Origin of the sequence: Pelagibius sp., from assembly GCF_965227505.1 — a bacterium.
Classification (GTDB): Bacteria; Pseudomonadota; Alphaproteobacteria; order Kiloniellales; family Kiloniellaceae; genus Pelagibius.
In genome coordinates this window covers 3107081-3123463 of record NZ_OZ245757.1, presented here as the reverse complement: position 1 = coordinate 3123463, position 16383 = coordinate 3107081, and the positions used below count along the sequence as shown (strand labels likewise).

The 16383-nt window shown below is 67.4% G+C and carries 14 protein-coding genes; 3 read left to right on the top strand and 11 right to left on the bottom strand.

Annotated elements, in window-relative coordinates; genetic code table 11:
- The first annotated feature begins 136 nt into the window (after window positions 1-136).
- Window positions 137-1018 carry a bifunctional transcriptional activator/DNA repair enzyme AdaA gene (locus tag ACO06P_RS14895; RefSeq protein WP_420346022.1) on the top strand — a complete coding sequence of 294 codons (882 nt, stop codon included), beginning with the start codon at window positions 137-139 and terminating at the stop codon, window positions 1016-1018.
- Window positions 1019-1175: 157 nt separating this feature from the next.
- Here the strand turns inward: ACO06P_RS14895 and ACO06P_RS14890 are convergent, their stop codons facing one another.
- Window positions 1176-1415 carry a hypothetical protein gene (locus ACO06P_RS14890; protein WP_420346021.1) on the bottom strand — a complete coding sequence of 80 codons (240 nt, stop codon included), beginning with the start codon at window positions 1413-1415 and terminating at the stop codon, window positions 1176-1178.
- Between the two features lie 100 nt (window positions 1416-1515).
- Between ACO06P_RS14890 and ACO06P_RS14885 the strand changes: the two genes are divergently transcribed.
- Window positions 1516-2265, top strand: a complete 750-nt coding sequence (locus tag ACO06P_RS14885; protein ID WP_420346020.1) for a M48 family metallopeptidase — start codon at window positions 1516-1518, stop codon at window positions 2263-2265.
- Between the two features lie 15 nt (window positions 2266-2280).
- Here ACO06P_RS14885 and ACO06P_RS14880 read toward each other — a convergent pair whose 3' ends face one another.
- Window positions 2281-2721, bottom strand: a complete 441-nt coding sequence (locus ACO06P_RS14880; protein WP_420346019.1) for a VOC family protein — start codon at window positions 2719-2721, stop codon at window positions 2281-2283.
- A 124-nt stretch (window positions 2722-2845) separates the two neighbouring features.
- Here ACO06P_RS14880 and ACO06P_RS14875 point away from each other — a divergent pair, with 124 nt between their 5' ends.
- Window positions 2846-4066, top strand: coding sequence for a Bcr/CflA family multidrug efflux MFS transporter (locus tag ACO06P_RS14875; protein ID WP_420346018.1), 1221 nt, complete (start codon window positions 2846-2848; stop codon window positions 4064-4066).
- Between the two features lie 22 nt (window positions 4067-4088).
- On the opposite strand, the gene ACO06P_RS14870 is transcribed toward ACO06P_RS14875, so the two are convergent.
- From ACO06P_RS14870 to mutM, 9 genes are all read right to left on the bottom strand, one after another.
- The gene (locus ACO06P_RS14870) at window positions 4089-6050 is read right to left on the bottom strand and encodes a transglycosylase domain-containing protein (RefSeq protein ID WP_420346017.1); all 1962 of its coding nucleotides are present in this window, start codon (window positions 6048-6050) and stop codon (window positions 4089-4091) included.
- Window positions 6051-6359: 309 nt separating this feature from the next.
- Window positions 6360-8825 (bottom strand): DNA topoisomerase (ATP-hydrolyzing) subunit B, encoded by a 2466-nt coding sequence (gyrB, locus tag ACO06P_RS14865; protein ID WP_420346016.1) that lies wholly within the window; start codon window positions 8823-8825, stop codon window positions 6360-6362.
- Between the two features lie 6 nt (window positions 8826-8831).
- Entirely contained in the window at window positions 8832-10097 is a 1266-nt protein-coding gene (gene recF, locus ACO06P_RS14860; protein ID WP_420346015.1) for a DNA replication/repair protein RecF, read from the bottom strand.
- 103 nt (window positions 10098-10200) lie between these two features.
- Window positions 10201-11319 (bottom strand): DNA polymerase III subunit beta, encoded by a 1119-nt coding sequence (gene dnaN, locus ACO06P_RS14855; protein ID WP_420346014.1) that lies wholly within the window; start codon window positions 11317-11319, stop codon window positions 10201-10203.
- Window positions 11320-11746: 427 nt separating this feature from the next.
- Window positions 11747-13222 (bottom strand): chromosomal replication initiator protein DnaA, encoded by a 1476-nt coding sequence (gene dnaA, locus ACO06P_RS14850; RefSeq protein WP_420346013.1) that lies wholly within the window; start codon window positions 13220-13222, stop codon window positions 11747-11749.
- Window positions 13223-13790: 568 nt separating this feature from the next.
- On the bottom strand, window positions 13791-14054 hold the full coding sequence (gene rpsT, locus ACO06P_RS14845) for a 30S ribosomal protein S20 (RefSeq protein WP_420346012.1): 264 nt from the start codon (window positions 14052-14054) through the stop codon (window positions 13791-13793).
- 192 nt (window positions 14055-14246) lie between these two features.
- Complete coding sequence (locus tag ACO06P_RS14840; RefSeq protein WP_420346011.1) at window positions 14247-15023, bottom strand: enoyl-CoA hydratase; 777 nt, start codon at window positions 15021-15023, stop codon at window positions 14247-14249.
- A 101-nt stretch (window positions 15024-15124) separates the two neighbouring features.
- Window positions 15125-15499 (bottom strand): hypothetical protein, encoded by a 375-nt coding sequence (locus ACO06P_RS14835; RefSeq protein WP_420346010.1) that lies wholly within the window; start codon window positions 15497-15499, stop codon window positions 15125-15127.
- 40 nt (window positions 15500-15539) lie between these two features.
- Window positions 15540-16373, bottom strand: coding sequence for a bifunctional DNA-formamidopyrimidine glycosylase/DNA-(apurinic or apyrimidinic site) lyase (mutM, locus tag ACO06P_RS14830; protein ID WP_420346009.1), 834 nt, complete (start codon window positions 16371-16373; stop codon window positions 15540-15542).
- Window positions 16374-16383 lie beyond the last annotated feature (10 nt).

The following is a 16383-nucleotide window of genomic DNA, read 5'->3' as shown; positions in this document are numbered from 1 at the left end:
TGTGTGCCTATGACGTCTTCCGGGCAAGCCGATTAGTCGGGATGCCCCTATTTCCCGCGCAAGCTTCGGATAGAGGGCGGTGCCGAAGCTGGCTAAAACCATCCACAACACGGTACTTTGAACAGGAGATCGGGTGATGGATATGGAAATGGCAAAGCAGGCGGTCACGGCAAAGGCAGGCGTCGCCGGACGCCAGATCGCGCTGGTCCGCAGGGCCTGTGCCATGATCGACGAGAGCGAGGGCGAACGCCTGACTCTGGCGGAGATCGCCGGCGCCCTGGACGTCAGCCCCTGGCACCTGCAGCGCCTGTTCAAACGGGTCATGGGGGTGAGCCCCCGCGACTACAGCGACGCGCGCCGCAGCGCCGCCTTCCGCCAGCAGTTGAAGCAGGGGGAATCCATCGCCCAGGCCACCTACGGGGCCGGCTACGGCTCCTCCAGCCGGGTCTACGAGCGGGCCGAACGGCTGCTCGGCATGACCCCGGCCTCCTACGCAAAGGGCGGCAAGGGCGCGGAGATCGCCTTCGACGTGGTCGATTCGCCGCTCGGCCGCCTGCTGGTTGCCGCCACCGCCAAGGGGCTGTGTTTCCTCAGCCTCGGCAGCGACGACGCGGCGCTGGTCGACGAGTTGCGGCGTGAGTTCCCCCAGGCCGAGAGCATCACCCGCGACCGCCACTCCATCGCCCAGTCGGTGGCCGTGGTCATCGACTACCTGGAGGGCAAGACGCCCCATGCGGAGCTGCCGCTGGACGTCCAGGCCACCGCCTTTCAGCGCCGGGTCTGGCAGGAGCTGATCGCCATTCCCTGCGGCGAGACGCGGACCTACTCGGAGATCGCCGAGAACCTTGGCGTGCCGCGGGGCCAGCGCGCGGTCGGGCGGGCCTGCGCCACCAACCCGGTCTCCCTGGTCATCCCCTGCCACCGGGCGCTGCGCGAGGACGGCGGGCTCGGCGGCTATCGCTGGGGCATGGAGCGCAAGGCCGCCTTGCTGGAGAGCGAGGCGGACCGGCCGGAGTAAACCGGAACAGGCCGGCCATACGCCTCCCCACTCACGCTTCGAGACGGCCGCTGCGCGGCCTCCTCAGCATGAGGAACAGTATCGGGCCTCACCCTGAGGAGCGGGCCGCAGGGCCGCGTCTCGAAGGGCGGGGCCCGCAGCCGCTCGAAGGCCGCGGTCACAGGTAGCGGCCGCGCTCCAGGATCTCCAGCGTGTACTGCTTGTAGGTCATGCCCAGTTCGCGGGCGCGCTTCGCGCGCTGGCGCACCACCTCGATCGGCGGCGACTTCCAGGCCGCTTTGCGGGCCCGTTTCCAGGCATAGAGGTGCCAGCCGGACTGCACCATCGGCGGCCCGGCGTTGTGGCCGATGCCGATCTCGGGGAGCTTCAGGCCCGCGCGGCGCGTCAGACTGTCCATGATCATGAACCTACTGAGAATTCTCCCCAATTCGCAACCTGCCGACAGCGCCCGAAGGGCCGGCCTTGCCCGACGCGGCGGGGTCGGGCTATAGGGAGTCATGGCGTCGCAAAGCTCTGCACCGCGCATGATCGAGCTGGAGGCCCTGGCCCCCGGCAGCCTGGAACTGCGCCGCCGGACGGTGCCGGTGGAACTGCGCCGCCATCCGCGGGCCCGGCGCATCAGCCTGCGCATCAGCAAGGACGGCGACGGCATCGTCCTGGTCCTGCCGCAACGCACGCCGATCCGCGAGGCACTGGACTTCGCCGAAAACAATGGCAGCTGGGTGCTGTCGCGGCTGGAGGCCGCACCGCCGCGGGTGCCCTTTGCCGCCGGCGCGGTCGTCCCCCTGCTGGGGGTCGACCACCGCATCGAACACGACCCCGCGGCGCGCCGCGGGGTCTGGCGCGGAGTCCGGCAAGGAGAGGCCATCATCCGGGTTTCCGGCGCGCCGGAGTTCCTGCCGCGCCGCATCGGCGATTTCCTGAAACGCGAAGCGCGCCGGGAGATCGCCGGACGCGCCCGCGAGAAGGCCGCCAGGGTCGAGCGCAGGATCGGCCGCATCAGCCTGCGCGACACCCGCAGCCGCTGGGGCAGTTGCTCCAGCAACGGCGACATGAACTTCTCCTGGCGCCTGATCCTGACGCCGGAGGTGGTGCTGGATTACGTGGTCGCCCACGAGGTGGCGCATCTGGTGGAGCTGAACCACAGCCGCCGCTTCTGGCGTCTCGCCGACAGCCTCAGCAGCGACATGGCGGCAGCGAAAACCTGGTTGAACCGCGAAGGCGGCCAGGTGCATCGTTACGGCTAAGGGGTCCCGAGGCCCTCAGCCCGCGGCCTTCTCCACCGAGGGCACCCAGACGTAACCGTCCGGGTCGACCAGGAAGGCCTCCCGCAGGCCGTGGGGCTTGTCGGCCGGGGCCTGGAGCACGGTGTGGCCGGCGGCTTCCGCCCGGGCCGCCGCGGCGTCGGGATCGATGCCGTAGAGTCGCAGTTCCAGGCCGGCCCCGCGGATCGCGCCGTCGCCGGTCAGCGCCAGCAGGGGGTTGCTGTGATAGCTGGCGTCGGAGTGCAGCATCCAGTCATGGCCCCGGTGGCGGCAGACGGCGAAGTCGCGCTCCGCGTAGACTGCCTCGACCTCCAGGATCTCGGTGAGGAAGGCGACCGAGCGCGCGACGTCGCGGACCAGGATGTTGATCCCGAAGCCTTTCAGCGAGCGCCCGTAGGCATCGGCCGAGGGAAACTCCGCTTTTTCATCGTCGGCCATCGCTCCATCTCCCCCGATCCCCGCATTCTTGCCGCCGCCCGGCCCGGGCGACTATAAGCGATGACACTATGCAACCGGGACTGTGGCGGTAAACATCCACTTCCCGACCCCTCCAAGAGTCCAGATGGCAGGAGTCCAGATGGCCCGCGCCGACAGCCTGATCGTCGCCGTTCTGCTGACCGCGCTGGTCGCCCTGGGGCCGATCTCCACCGACCTCTATCTGCCATCGCTGCCGTCGATCGGCCGGGATTTCGGCGTCGGCGCGGCCGAAGTGCAGCTCACGCTTTCGGTTTTCCTGGCCGGCTTCGCCTGCAGCCAGTTGATCTACGGGCCGCTGTCCGACCGCTTCGGGCGCCGCCCGGTGATTCTGATCGGCCTCGCTGTCTACCTGCTGGCCACGCTCCTGTGCATGGTGGCGCCGAGCATCGAGGTGCTGATCCTGGCGCGCTTCCTCCAAGCGCTCGGGGCCTGCGTCGGCCCGGTGCTGGGCCGCGCCGTGGTCCGCGACGTCTATGGGCGCGAGCGCGCGGCCCAGGTGCTGTCCTACATGGGCATGGCCATGGCGCTGGCGCCCGCCGTCGGGCCCATCATCGGCGGCTACCTGGAGGTCTGGTTCGGCTGGCAGGCGAACTTCGCGGTGCTGGCGGTCTTCGCCCTCGTCATGCTCGTTGCCATCCAGGTCACCCTGCCGGAAACCAACCGCTGGATGGACCCGGCGGCCACCCGGCCCGGGCGGCTGGTGGCCACCTACCTGGAACTGCTGCGCCACCGCTCCTACCGCGGTTACGTCATGATCGTGTCCTTTTCCTATGCCGGCATCTTCTCCTTCATTTCCGGCTCCGCCTTCGTCCTTATCGGCATCCTCGGCCTCAGCCCGGACCGCTACGGCTTCTGCTTCGCCGCCATCGTCGTCGGTTTCATGATCGGCACCTTTCTTTCCGGACGCCTGACCCGGCGCCTCGGCCTGGAACGGATGATCCAGTTGGGGAGCGCCGTGCAGTGCCTGGGCGGCCTCCTGGGCCTCGCCTTCTACGGGGCCGGGCTGGTCACGGTGGTCACCATCGTCGGCCCCATGGTGGTCTTCATGATCGGCACCGGTCTGGTGATGCCCAACGCCCAGGCCGGCGCCATCGGGCCCTTTCCGAAGACCGCGGGTTCCGCCTCGGCGCTGCTCGGCTTCGTGCAGATGGGCCTGGCCGCCCTGGTCGGCATCGCCGTCGGCCACGGCAGCGAAACCTCGGCCCTGCCGATGATGGCCGCAATTGCGCTGGTCGCCCTGGGGGCAGCGCTGTCCTACTGGCTGATCGTCCGCCCTTCGGCGGCTGTTTCCGCAGAGGCCGATTAGGCCCACGCCAGTTGCGCAGGCTTCAGTCGCGCTGGCTTTCGCGTTTCCAGAAGGGCTCGGCATCCTGCCGCGCGGGGGCAGGGTTGCGCCCGGCCGGCTGCCCCTGTGCCGCCGGCTGATCGGAGGACAGCCCCTTGAGGATGCGGCCGATGAAGCCGCCGATGCTGTCGTCCTGACCGGACTGGGCGAGCAGGGCGCCGCCGCCGGGCAAGGGACGCTGCGGCAGCCCCTCCAGCCCCCGTTTCATGGTGCGGCCCCAGAGCTGGGCGGGCAGGTTGCCGCCCGTCACCTTGTCCATCGGCAGGCCGTCGTCGTTGCCGAACCAGACCCCGGTCACCAGCTCGGCGGTGTAGCCGATGAACCAGGCATCGCGGAAGTCCTGGCTGGTGCCGGTCTTGCCCGCCGCGGCGCGGCCCGGCTGGGCCGCCTTGCCGGTGCCCCAGACCACGGTCGCCGCCATCATGTTGGACATCTGCGAAAGGGTGCCGGCTGAGATCACCGTCTCGCCCGGCGGCGGCGTGCGGCGGAACAGCAGCTTGCCCTGCGCGTCGCGGATCTCGGTGATGCCGTAGGGGCCGACCAGGCGCCCCTGATTGGCGAAGACGCCGTAGGCGCCCGTCAGCTCCAGAAGCGTGACCTCGGAGGCGCCCAGGGCGATGCCGCCGTTGGGCCTGAGGTCGCTGGTGATGCCCATGCGCCGGGCCGCCTCCACCACCTTTTTCGGCCCGACCTGCTGGGTGACCCGCACGGCGACCGAGTTCATGGAGCGGGCGAAGGATTCGCGCAGCGTCACCTTGCCGTAATAGCGCCCGGCGTAGTTCTTCGGCCGCCAGTCGCCCATGCGCACCGGCGCGTCGTTGACCTGGCTGTCGGGATTGAGCCCGGCCTCCAGCCCCGCCAGATAGACGAAGGTCTTGAAGGCGGAGCCGGGCTGGCGCAGCGCCTGGGTCGCACGGTTGAACTGGCTCGTCGCATAGTCCCGGCCGCCGACCATCGCGCGCACGGCGCCGTCCGGGGCGAGGCTGACCAGCGCCGCCTGCCCGGCCTTGCGGTCGGTGCCCTGTTCGGCCAGCAGCGCCCTCACCTCTTCGCGGGCGACCTTCTGCAAGGCCGGATCGATGGTGGTCACCACCCGGATATCGCTTTCCACCCCGCCCAGGTAGGCCCGCACCTGGGCCATGATCCAGTCGGCGAAGTAGGGCGCCTGGTTGCCGCTGGCCACCCTTGTGGGCTTCCTGGTGGCCAGGGCGCCGTCGGCCTCCACCCTGGTGATGAACTCGGCATCCACCATGGTCTGCAGGACCAGGGCCGCGCGCTGGTCCGCCCCCTCCGGATCGCGGGTCGGATTGAGCCGCGACGGCGCCTTCAAAAGCCCGGCCAGAAGCGCGGCCTCGTAGAGCGAGACCTGCGTGGCCGGCTTGCCGAAGTAATGCCGTGCCGCCGCGTCCATGCCGTAGGTCCCGGCACCCAGATAAACCCGGTTCAGGTAGATTGTGAGGATCTGGTCCTTGGTGAAGCGCCGCTCCAGCCAGACCGCCAGCATGACCTCCTGGATCTTGCGCTTCAGGGTGCGGTCCGAGGTGAGGAAGAGATTCTTGGCGAGCTGCTGGGTGATGGTGGAGCCGCCCTGAGAGATCCGCCCGTCGCGGATGTTCACGAAGACCGCCCGCAGGAGGCCGCGGAAATCGACGCCGCCGTGGTCGTAAAAGCGCCGGTCCTCCACCGCGATCACCGCGCGCGGCAGATGCGGCGGCAGTTCGTGCAGGGCCCGGGTGGCGCCGAAACGGTCGCCGAAGGAGGCGAGCTGGGTGCCGTCGGCGGCGAGCAGAGTGATGTTGGGGCGCCGGGTGAGCTGCTCGATCTCGCCGACCTCCGGCAGGTCGTAGGCGTACCAGGCCAGCACGCCGGCGCCGATCACCCCCACCCAGATGGCGGCCACCAGCGACCAAACGACCACGCGGCGTAGAATGCCGGCGGCCTGCATCGCCTGCCGGGCACGCGAGCCCCCGCCACCACCCCGGCCGCCACTCAGGCCTCCGCGGCTGGAGGCGGTGGCTTTGCGGCTCTGCCCCTTGGCGGTGCCGGGCTTCCGCCCCGGGCGCTTGGCGCCCGCGCGGCTTCCCTTAGCGCGACTCCCTTCGGCCATGGCGTAATCAATAAAGAAAGTTCGGGGATTTCACCACCGCGACGGTGCAAATCTTTGAGGGCAATGTTGCGACCCCTCTGCCTTGGTTTCGCCGCAAATCGGGCTGCAAAACCAAAGGCTTGAGCAGAAACTCCGCAGATCCGGGGCCTACACGTCCAGGTTCGCCACCTCAAGTGCATGCTGCTGTATGAACTCGCGGCGCGGCTCCACCACATCGCCCATCAGGGTGGAGAACACGTCCTCCGCCTGATCGGTATGGGCCACCTTCACCTGAAGCAGTGCCCGCACGTTGGGATCGAGCGTGGTCTCCCAGAGTTGCTCCGGGTTCATCTCGCCCAGGCCCTTGTAGCGGGCCAGGGTGACGCCCTTGCGGCCCAGCTCGAAGATGGCGCCGACCAGGCTGACCGGCCCGGTGATGCGGAAGCTCTTGTCCTTGGCGGTGAGGGTCGCGTGATGGGCGAAGGCCGCCTGCAGTTCGCTGGCCATCTCGTCCAGGCGCCGCGCCTCGGAGGAGCGGATCAGCGGGCCGTCGATCACCCGCTGTTCGGTCACCCCGCGCAGCGTGCGGGTGAAGGTGAGGCTTTCGTCCATCGCCTGACCGCCCCAGCCCCGCTCGTGTTCGGGGGCGAGCGCATCGAGACGGGTGGCGATGTAGGCCGCCGCGGCCTCGGCCTGTTCCTCGTCGGCGATCAGGTCCGCGTTCAGCACGCCGGCGATGGCCGCCTGCTCCACCAGGCTGGCATTGCCCACCTTGCGCACCAGGGGGTCCATCAGATGCTTGGCGCGCAACGCCATCTCCATCAGCGCGGCAAGATCCGCTCCCGCCATCTGGCCCTCGTCCGCGCGATCCAGCACCGAGTCCTTGACGCCGTTTTCGATGAGATAGGCCTCCATCTCCGGGTCGTTCTTCAGGTAGCGCAGGGAATCGCCGCGCTTGGCGCGGTAGAGCGGCGGCTGGGCGATGTAGAGATGCCCGCGCTCGACGATTTCCGGCATCTGGCGGAAAAAGAAGGTCAACAGCAGGGTGCGGATGTGACTGCCGTCCACATCGGCGTCGGTCATGATGATGATCTTGTGGTAGCGCAGCTTGTCGATGTTGAACTCGTCGCGCCCGATGCCGGTGCCCAGGGCCGTGATCAGGGTGCCGATCTCCTGGGAGGACAGCATCTTGTCGAAGCGCGCCCGCTCCACGTTCAGAATCTTGCCGCGCAGCGGCAGGATGGCCTGAAAGCGCCGCTCACGGCCCTGCTTGGCCGAACCGCCGGCGGAATCGCCCTCGACGATGAAGAGTTCGGAGAGCGTAGGATCGCGTTCCTGGCAGTCGGCCAGCTTGCCGGGCAGGGAGGTGATGTCCAGCGCCCCTTTGCGGCGGGTCAGTTCCCGCGCCTTGCGCGCCGCCTCGCGCGCCGCGGCGGCCTCCACCACCTTGCCGACGATGCGCCGCGCTTCCTGCGGATGCTCCTCGAAGAACTGGTCGAGGCGCTCGTTGACCACCGACTCGACGATGGGCCGGACCTCGGAGGACACCAGCTTGTCCTTGGTCTGGCTGGAGAACTTGGGATCGGGCACCTTGACCGAAAGCACGCAAGTGAGGCCCTCGCGCGCGTCGTCGCCGGTCAGCGACACCTTCTCCCTCTTCAGCAGGCCGGAGGAGGTCGCATAGGCGTTGATCTGGCGGGTCAGCGCGGCACGGAAGCCGGCCAGGTGCGTGCCGCCGTCGCGCTGCGGGATGTTGTTGGTGAAGCAGAGCACCGTCTCGTGGTAGCTGTCCGTCCACTGCATCGCCACTTCAACGGTGACGCCCTCACGCTCCGCCGCCATGGTGACCGGCGGCTCGAAGAGCGCGGTCTTGGTGCGGTCGAGATAGGCGACGAAGGCGACCAGGCCGCCCTCGTAATGCATGTCGATCTCCTTGGGTTCCGCCGAACGGCTGTCCGTCAGGGTGAGACGTACACCCGAGTTCAGGAACGCCAGTTCCCGCAGCCGATGTTCCAGTGTCGCCGCGTCGAACTCTGTCATGGAGAAGATCTCGGGCGACGGCATGAACGTGATCTCCGTACCCGTACGCCCCTCGGCATCGCCACGTTCGGCCAGCGGCGCCTCGGCCTCGCCGTGCACGAAGCGCATGGCGTGTTCCCGCCCGCCGCGGAAGATGGTGAGATCCAGCCATTCGCTGAGGGCGTTCACCACCGACACACCGACGCCGTGCAGGCCGCCGGAAACCTTATAGGAATTCTGGTCGAACTTTCCGCCGGCGTGGAGCTGGGTCATGATGACCTCCGCCGCCGAGACGCCCTCTTCGGCGTGGATATCCACCGGAATGCCGCGCCCGTTATCGGAGACGGTCACCGAGCCGTCGCCGTTCAGAGTCACCGCAACCGTGTCGCAGTGGCCGGCCAGCGCCTCGTCGATGGCGTTGTCCACCACCTCGTAGACCATATGGTGCAGGCCGGAGCCGTCGTCAGTGTCGCCGATGTACATGCCCGGACGCTTGCGCACGGCCTCCAGGCCGCGCAGGACCTTGATGGACTCGGCGCCGTAGTCCACATCCCCGGAGTCGACTTGACTGGGTGTCGGCGCGGAAAAGCTGGAAGGGTCGTCGCTTGTACTCATGGATTCCTACATCTCGTTGGCCGGCATCTCGTTGGCCGGTTGGCCGCCGGCGGGAAGGATCGTTCCTTCCGAAATGGTGAAAAACTGCGCCCGGCCCCGCAGGGGCTCGAAGTCGGCGACATCCGTCCCGGTGAGCCAGGCCTGGGCCCCCAGGTTCAGGATCTCGTCGTAGAGCGCGGCGCGGCGCGCACCATCGAGATGGGCGGCCACTTCGTCGAGCAGCAGCAGCGGCGGCGCGCCCCGCTCCAGCGTCAGCAGGCGGGCATGGGCCAGCAGGATGGCGATCAACAGGGCCTTTTGCTCGCCGGTCGAACAGAGCGCCGCGGCCACGCCCTTGTCGGCGTGCTCGGCGGCGAGGTCGCTGCGGTGCGGCCCGATGGCGGCGCCCCCGGCCTCCGCATCCTGGTTGCGGCTCTCCGCCAGCCCGGCGCGCAGGCGGTCCTCCACGGCCAGGGCCGGCTGACCTTCCGCGAGCCAGCGCTCCACCGTGCCGTCAAGGGCAAGGCGGGCCTTGGGAAAAGGTCCTTCGCCGGCATCGCAGGCGTGCTGCAGGCGTTCCACCATGGCCAGGCGCGCATCGGCGATGGCGATGCCGTGGCGCGCCATGGAGTCTTCCAGGGCCTCGAGCCAGGCGCGCTCGCCGCGGCCGCTCTTCAACAGGCGCGCGCGCTCCCGCAGGCTGTGCTCATAGGCGTTGCTGCGCGCCGCGTGCTCGGGGTCGTAGCCGTAGACAAGGCGGTCCAGGAACCGGCGCCGGCCGCCCGCGCCCTCCCGGAACAGGCCGTCCATCTGCGGGGTCAGCCAGACCATCGACACCACTTCGGCCAGCGCCTGCTGGCCGCGTGCGGCAACCCCGTCCACCTTGATCAGCCGGCGTTCCCGCCCGCCGCCGCCGTTGCTGGCGGGATCGCGCCCGCTGCCGAGATCGCGCGGGCCCTCGGGCGTCATCACGCTGGCCGCCACCGCCCAAGGGGCACCTTGCCCCGAGTCCTCGTCGCTGGCGTCCTGCGACGACCGCATCACCCGGTCCACCTCGCCCAGCCGGGCGCCGCGCAGACCGCGCCCGGGCGCGAGAAAGGAAATCGCTTCCAGAAGATTGGTTTTGCCGGCGCCGTTGGGGCCGGTCAGCACCACCGGCAGAACCGCAGGACCGTTTGCCAGCCCCTCTGCCGAAGCCGGCGCAAGGTCCAGTTCGGCGCGCGCATAGCTGCGGAACTGGTGCACCAGGAGTCGCTGAATCCAGAGGCCGGTCGTCGATCGATCCGGTGACACGGCGGCCGATCCCACAGCACCAAAGGTGGCAGGTGTCAGCAAGGGCGGGCCGGACCGACGTGGCCCCGCAGCGTCCGAAGAGATGGCGGCAGGCAGAGCATCCTCACACCCTCATCGGCATCAGCACGTAGAGCGCGCTGGGATCGGCCACTTCGCGCACGATGGTGGGCGAGGCCGGGTCCGCCATGGTGAACTGCGCCGCGTCGCCCTCGATCTGCTGGGCGATGTCCAGCAGGTAGCGGGAATTGAAGCCGATCTCGATGCCGAGACCGTCGTAGTCGATCTCCAGTTCCTCGACCGCCGTGCCGTTCTCCGGCGAGTTGGCGGACAGCGTCAGCGCACCCTTGTCGACCGCCAGCTTCACCGCGCGGCTCTTTTCGCTGGAAATGGTGGAAACCCGGTCCACGGCCTCGGCGAAGGTCTTGCAGTCGACCTCCAGAACCTTGTCGTTGCCGGAGGGAATCACTCTTTCGTAGTCCGGGAAGGTGCCGTCGATCAGTTTCGAGGTCAGCACCGTGGGGCCGAAAGCGAAGCGGATCTTGGTCTCCGAGAGGGCGATCTCGACCGGATCGTCGACGCCCTCGACGAGGCGGCGCAGTTCGCCAACGGTCTTGCGCGGCACGATCACGCCGGGCATGTCCTTGGCGGCATCCGGCAGTGGCATCTCCACCCGCGCCAGGCGGTGGCCGTCGGTGGCGACCGCGCGCAGCACCGAGAGTTCGTTGCTGGCGGCGGCGTGGAGGTAGATGCCGTTCAGGTAGTAGCGCGTTTCCTCTGTCGAGATCGCAAAGCGCGTCCTGTCGATCAGCGTCTTCAGTTCACTGGCCTGCAGGGTGAAACTCTGCGGCAGATCGTCAGCCGAGGTGGCAGGAAAATCTTCCCGCGGCAGGGTCGCCAGCGTGAAGACCGAACGCCCGGCCTGCAGGGTGAGGCGGGCATCGTCGCCGCCGGCTTCGATCGAAACCTGAGAGCCCTCCGGCAGCTTGCGCACGATGTCATAGAGCGTGTGGGCCGGCGCCGTCGTCGCCCCGGGCTGAGACACCTCCGCCGCCAGTTTGTCGACCACCGTCAGATCCATGTCGGTAGCGGTCAGCGACAGCGCCGCGCCCTCGGCTTCAATCAGGACGTTCGAGAGGATGGGGATGGTATTGCGGCGCTCGACGACGCTCTGGACATGCGTCAGCGACTTCAGGAGCGCGGCGCGTTCAATGGTCAGCTTCATGGTGCGATTGCTAGGCCTTTAGGCGTTGTTGTGGCAGGCGTCGTTGTGACAGGCGTTGTATGGTGGTCGTGGTATCGGTGCTTCTTGCAGCTGCTGTACTGGCCTGTGATGTGGAGCCGGTGGAGCCGGGCTCGCGCGGCCTGTTTTCCCTGCCGCAGGCCGGCACGGGGCGCGGCACGAAAGCGAGGAATTCAGACCCATCAGCACCGCCTGCGGGGGCCGGAAATCCACCCCCGCAATGCGGTCGGCGAGTATACCACGGACCGCAGAAAACGTAAGCTTTAAGCGCAGTTGGGGGGCCCTGGCCGCCCGGTCAAGGAGAACCGGCCGCGGCGGCCGCTAAGCGACTCTTTTGGCTGGCTTTTCCACCCCGCCCGAGTTCCCCCGGTGTCGGGGCCCGGCGGGGAGAGGGTCCCTGGGCGGGCCCTCAGGCCTCCAGCATGCGGCGCAGCAACTCGACATCCTCGGCAAAGCCGGAATCGGTTGCTTTCAGCTCCTCCACCTTGCGCACGGCGTGCATCACCGTGGTGTGGTCGCGGCCGCCGAACTTGCGGCCGATTTCCGGCAGCGAGCGGGAGGTGAGCTGCTTGGAGAGGTACATGGCGACCTGACGCGGCCGCGCCACGGCGCGGGCCCGGCGCGCTGAATGCATATCGGCGACGCGCACGTTGAAGTGGGCTGAGACCCGCTTCTGGATTTCCTCGATGGTCACCCGGCGGTCGTTGGCGCGCAGCAGATCGTGCAGCACCTCCTGGGTGGTCTCCAGCGTGATGGGGCGCCCCACCAATGTGCCGTGGGCAACGATGCGGTTCAGCGCCCCTTCGAGCTCACGGACGTTGGAGGTGATCTTGTGGGCCAGGAACTCCAGCACCTTGACCGGGATCTCCGTCGCGCTCTGCTCGGCCTTGGCCTGCAGGATGCCGAGGCGCAGTTCGTAGGTGGTGGGATGGATGTCGGCAACCAGTCCCCAGCCCAGGCGCGAGCGCATGCGCTCCTCGACGCCTTCGAGGTCACTCGGACTCTTGTCGGCGGAGATGATGACCTGGCGGTTCTGATCGACCAGCGCATTGAAGGTGTGAAAGAACTCTTCCTGCGTTGCCTCGCGGCCGCCGATGAACTGCACGTCGTCGATCATCAGCACGTCGACGGAGCGGAACTGTTCCTTGAAGGCCATGGTGTCCTTCGTGCGCAGCGCCCGCACGAACTGGTACATGAACTTCTCCGCCGAGAGATAGATGATGCGCCGCTCGGGCTGTTGCTTCTTGATGTGCAGTCCGATGGCGTGCATCAGATGCGTCTTGCCGAGACCGACACCACCATAGAGGAACAAGGGATTGAAAGGCGCCGTCGGCGCCTCTGCAACGCGGCGTGCCGCGGCATAGGCAAGCTCGTTCGGCTTGCCGACGACAAAGTTCTCGAACGTCAGACGCGGGTCGAGAGACGCGGAGATGCTTTCGCGGCTACCGCCGCCACCTTCCGATGAAGACGATTGCGCCGATGAAGACGATTGCGGTGCGGGCTTCGCGCCGTTCGTGACGCTGCCAACGCCGACCTTTGCCATAACGGCCTCGTTGACCTGCTGCTCGCAGCTGCCAAGCAGTGCTTCGCCGGCGCCAGGTTTGGGCGAGGGGCGCGATGGCGGCTGCACCACGATTTCGATTCCGGCGATCGAGGGATCTTCTTCCGACCACAAAGCGTCCAGCCGCGCTGCATAGTTGCTGGCAACCCAGTCGCGCATGAAACGCGTCGGCACTGCAAGACGCAGCTTGCCGTTCCGTGCACCAGCCAACGTCAGCGGCGTAAGCCAGGATCGATAGGCGGCCTCTCCCACCTCCGCACGCAGCTTGCCGCGCACACGCGCCCATTGTTCAATGACAGTCGCCTCGCCGTCACCAGCAACCATTTAGCGCACCCCCCACAAAAAGCGTCCTGTCCCTACGTCCGAACCTTCACCCCCATGCTGCACCGAGAGGTATTGCGGCGACAAAGCACAAGCATCGTCCATGACGTGGTCAGCAACCTCGTTCGCTTTTAGTTGTTCAAGGTATCGGCTTGAAAGCGGCCCCAAGAGCCAGGCGGGTCGGAAAAAAACAATGCAAACCTAGAGAGACATCTACCCCTCGCCGCACCCGCAGCTTCCTTAATAATTAGTTGTGGGAATTACTTACTAGGTGCGGATTTTTATTTTGCTTTTTCCAATTTTTTCTTACTCAGAACCCCCAAGCGCGATGCAGTTAATGTACGCGCAAAGACTTCGTGTGACAAGCGGACCGAATGGAGAACGACACTTTTTTTACGGCCAGGGCGCATCTGCAACACTGTGAAACCGTGGCTGTGAAAACGCTCCTTGCACCTGCAACGAGCCGGTGAATTGCATCCGACCCACACGCTTCACGCACAGACGAACACCGCGCCCTTCCGGCAGAAGGACGCGGTGCTCTTTGCATTCGGCGCGTTGCCGCGCCGGGCGATCAGGCGATCGCTTTGACCCTTGCGGAGAGGCGCGACAGCTTGCGCGCAACGGTGTTCTTGTGCAGAACGCCGCCACGAATGCCACGCTGCATTTCCGGCTGCGCCTCGCGCAGTGCGGTCTGGGCGGCCTCTTTGTCGCCGCTGGCGATGGCCGTTTCGACAGCCTTCACATAGGTCCGAATGCGGCTGACGCGCCGACGGTTGATCTCCGTGCGGCGGGCGTTGCGGCGGATCCGCTTCTTGGCCGACTTATGGTGTGCCATAGCTTAGAATTTCGTGTTCAGTCTGCGAGAAAGGCGGGGTTATAGCCGCCGCCCCCCGGCACGTCAAGCAGCGTGATTCGGCCCGCTACGGAGGGCTTTCCCGCTGCGCCCCCGGGCGATCCCCGGGCGATCCCCGGGCGATCCTCGGCCCCTCCGGACCCGGGAAACCCGGGGCCCTGCAGGGCGACCGCATCACCGGTTTTTCCAGTCCGGCTGGCGCTTCTCGGCGAAGGCGGCCATGCCTTCCTTCTGGTCCTCCAGGGCGAAGGTCGCATGGAACAGGCGGCGCTCGAACTTGACGCCTTCGGCAAGCGTGGTCTCGTAGGCGCGGTTCACCGCTTCCTTAGCCATCAGCACCACGGGCCGCGAGAGCCCGGCGATCTTGCGCGCGGTCTTCATCGCTTCCTCCTGCAGGTCGCCAGCCGGCACCACCCGCGCCACCAGGCCGGCGCGCTCCGCTTCCTCCGCATCCATCATGCGCCCGGTCAGACAGAGCTCCATCGCCTTCGACTTGCCGACGAAGCGCGTCAGACGCTGGGTGCCGCCGGACCCGGGGATGGTTCCGATGGTGATTTCCGGCTGACCGAACTTCGCGCTGTCGGCGGCGATGATGAAGTCGCACATCATGGCGATCTCGCAACCGCCGCCCAGGGCATAGCCGGCGACGGCGGCGATCACCGGCTTGCGGGTCTGGGCCAGACGCTCCCACCCCTCGGTGATGAAGTCTTCCGCATAGACCTGCTGGAAGGTCTTGTCCTTCATCTCTTTGATGTCGGCGCCGGCGGCAAACGCCTTGTCAGACCCGGTGACCAGGATGCAACCGATCGCATCGTCGCTTTCCAGATCGTCCAGCGCCGCGCCCAGATCGTCGATCAGCGCGGCACAGAGCGCGTTCAGGGCCTTTGGCCGATTGAGGGTTATCACCCCGACGCCATCGTGCTTTTCCAGGATGATGTTCTCATAGGTCATCGACCGGGTTCCTTTCTGGAAGGGTTGCGACGCAGATTTCTTAAGGACAGGGAAGCTTCGGCAAACGGACTACTGCGGAGACGGACTACTGCGGAAACGGACTACTGGGGGAAGAGGCGAAACTTCACCGTTACAGCGCCCGGTGCCTCGGTTGCCGAGAGCTGCAGGCGCTCGCCCTCGCGCAGATATCCGCCGCCCCGATCCGGTTTCCAGCCCAGCTGGGGCAGGGTGGACTCATAGAAGTCACGCACTTCCTGCCAGGTGAGCGGACCCGTCGCGAAAGCCTCGACAATCCGCCCGCCCGGCTTGTCGAACACAAGTCCGTCTTCCGGCCGCTCGGTCAGGCCGGGCATCAGCGGCAGGTCGGCAACGCCGGCGACATAGCGCGCCGGCGCTTGCGCGGCCGACGGCGGCGACTGCATCACCGACACGGCAATCAGAAAGACGGAGACGAGGATCGGAACCAGCGCAGGCATGCGTTTGTCTACCTTAGCCCCGGCAGCGCGAGCAATAGCCTTAGCGCTGACAGCGCGGACAATAAAAGGTCGAGCGGCTGCTCTGGACCATGCGCCGGATGTCGCTTTGGCATTTGGTGCAGGCTTCCCCCTCGCGGCCGTAAACCGCCCACTCATGCTGGAAATAACCGAGTTCGCCATCGGCCTGCACGTAATCGCGCAGCGAAGAGCCGCCGGCTTCGATGGCGCGCTGCAGAACCTGGCGCACGGCTGTCGCCAGACGCTCGGCGCGTCCGCCCTGCACCGTGAAGGCCTGGCGGCGCGGTGAAAGACCGGCAAAGAACAGCGCCTCACAGACATAGATGTTGCCGAGCCCCGCCACCACCCGCTGGTCGAGCAGCGCCGCCTTGATCGGGCTGCGTTTGCCTTTCAGGGCGGCGGCCAGGGCCGGGCCGTTGAAGTCGTTGCCCAGCGGTTCGGGCCCCAGCGCCTTCAGCAGGGGATGGCTTTCCGCGGCCGCGGCATCGAAGAGATCCATGATGCCGAAGCGCCGGGCGTCGTTGAAGCGCACCTCGGTCCCCTCGTCGGTCACGAAGACGACGTGGTCATGCCGATCGAGCGCCGGCGCCGGCCCGTCATCGCCGAGGTGAATCGTCATGCGTCCGGACATGCCGAGATGGCAGAGCAGCACCTGGCCATCGTCGAGATGCAGCAGCATGTACTTCGCCCGCCGCAGGATGCGCTCGACCCGGCGCCCGGTCAGCCGCTTCGCGAAGTCCGCCGGAAAGGGAAAGCGCAGGTCGGCGCGCCGCTGGTCCACCCGCGTCAGCAGGCGCCCCTCCAGCCGCGGGCGCAGACCGCGGACCACGGTTTCCACTTCCGGCAGTTCAGGCATGCAGGGGAGG

Coding starts and splice junctions, on each gene's coding strand:
- ACO06P_RS14895 (WP_420346022.1), top strand. CDS start 137: ATGGATATGGAAATGGCAAAGCAGGCGGTCACGGCAAAGGCAGGCGTC.
- ACO06P_RS14890 (WP_420346021.1), bottom strand. CDS start 1,415: ATGGACAGTCTGACGCGCCGCGCGGGCCTGAAGCTCCCCGAGATCGGC.
- ACO06P_RS14885 (WP_420346020.1), top strand. CDS start 1,516: ATGGCGTCGCAAAGCTCTGCACCGCGCATGATCGAGCTGGAGGCCCTG.
- ACO06P_RS14880 (WP_420346019.1), bottom strand. CDS start 2,721: ATGGCCGACGATGAAAAAGCGGAGTTTCCCTCGGCCGATGCCTACGGG.
- ACO06P_RS14875 (WP_420346018.1), top strand. CDS start 2,846: ATGGCAGGAGTCCAGATGGCCCGCGCCGACAGCCTGATCGTCGCCGTT.
- ACO06P_RS14870 (WP_420346017.1), bottom strand. CDS start 6,050: ATGCAGGCCGCCGGCATTCTACGCCGCGTGGTCGTTTGGTCGCTGGTG.
- gyrB (WP_420346016.1), bottom strand. CDS start 8,825: ATGAGTACAAGCGACGACCCTTCCAGCTTTTCCGCGCCGACACCCAGT.
- dnaN (WP_420346014.1), bottom strand. CDS start 11,319: ATGAAGCTGACCATTGAACGCGCCGCGCTCCTGAAGTCGCTGACGCAT.
- dnaA (WP_420346013.1), bottom strand. CDS start 13,222: ATGGTTGCTGGTGACGGCGAGGCGACTGTCATTGAACAATGGGCGCGT.
- rpsT (WP_420346012.1), bottom strand. CDS start 14,054: ATGGCACACCATAAGTCGGCCAAGAAGCGGATCCGCCGCAACGCCCGC.
- ACO06P_RS14840 (WP_420346011.1), bottom strand. CDS start 15,023: ATGACCTATGAGAACATCATCCTGGAAAAGCACGATGGCGTCGGGGTG.
- ACO06P_RS14835 (WP_420346010.1), bottom strand. CDS start 15,499: ATGCCTGCGCTGGTTCCGATCCTCGTCTCCGTCTTTCTGATTGCCGTG.
- mutM (WP_420346009.1), bottom strand. CDS start 16,373: ATGCCTGAACTGCCGGAAGTGGAAACCGTGGTCCGCGGTCTGCGCCCG.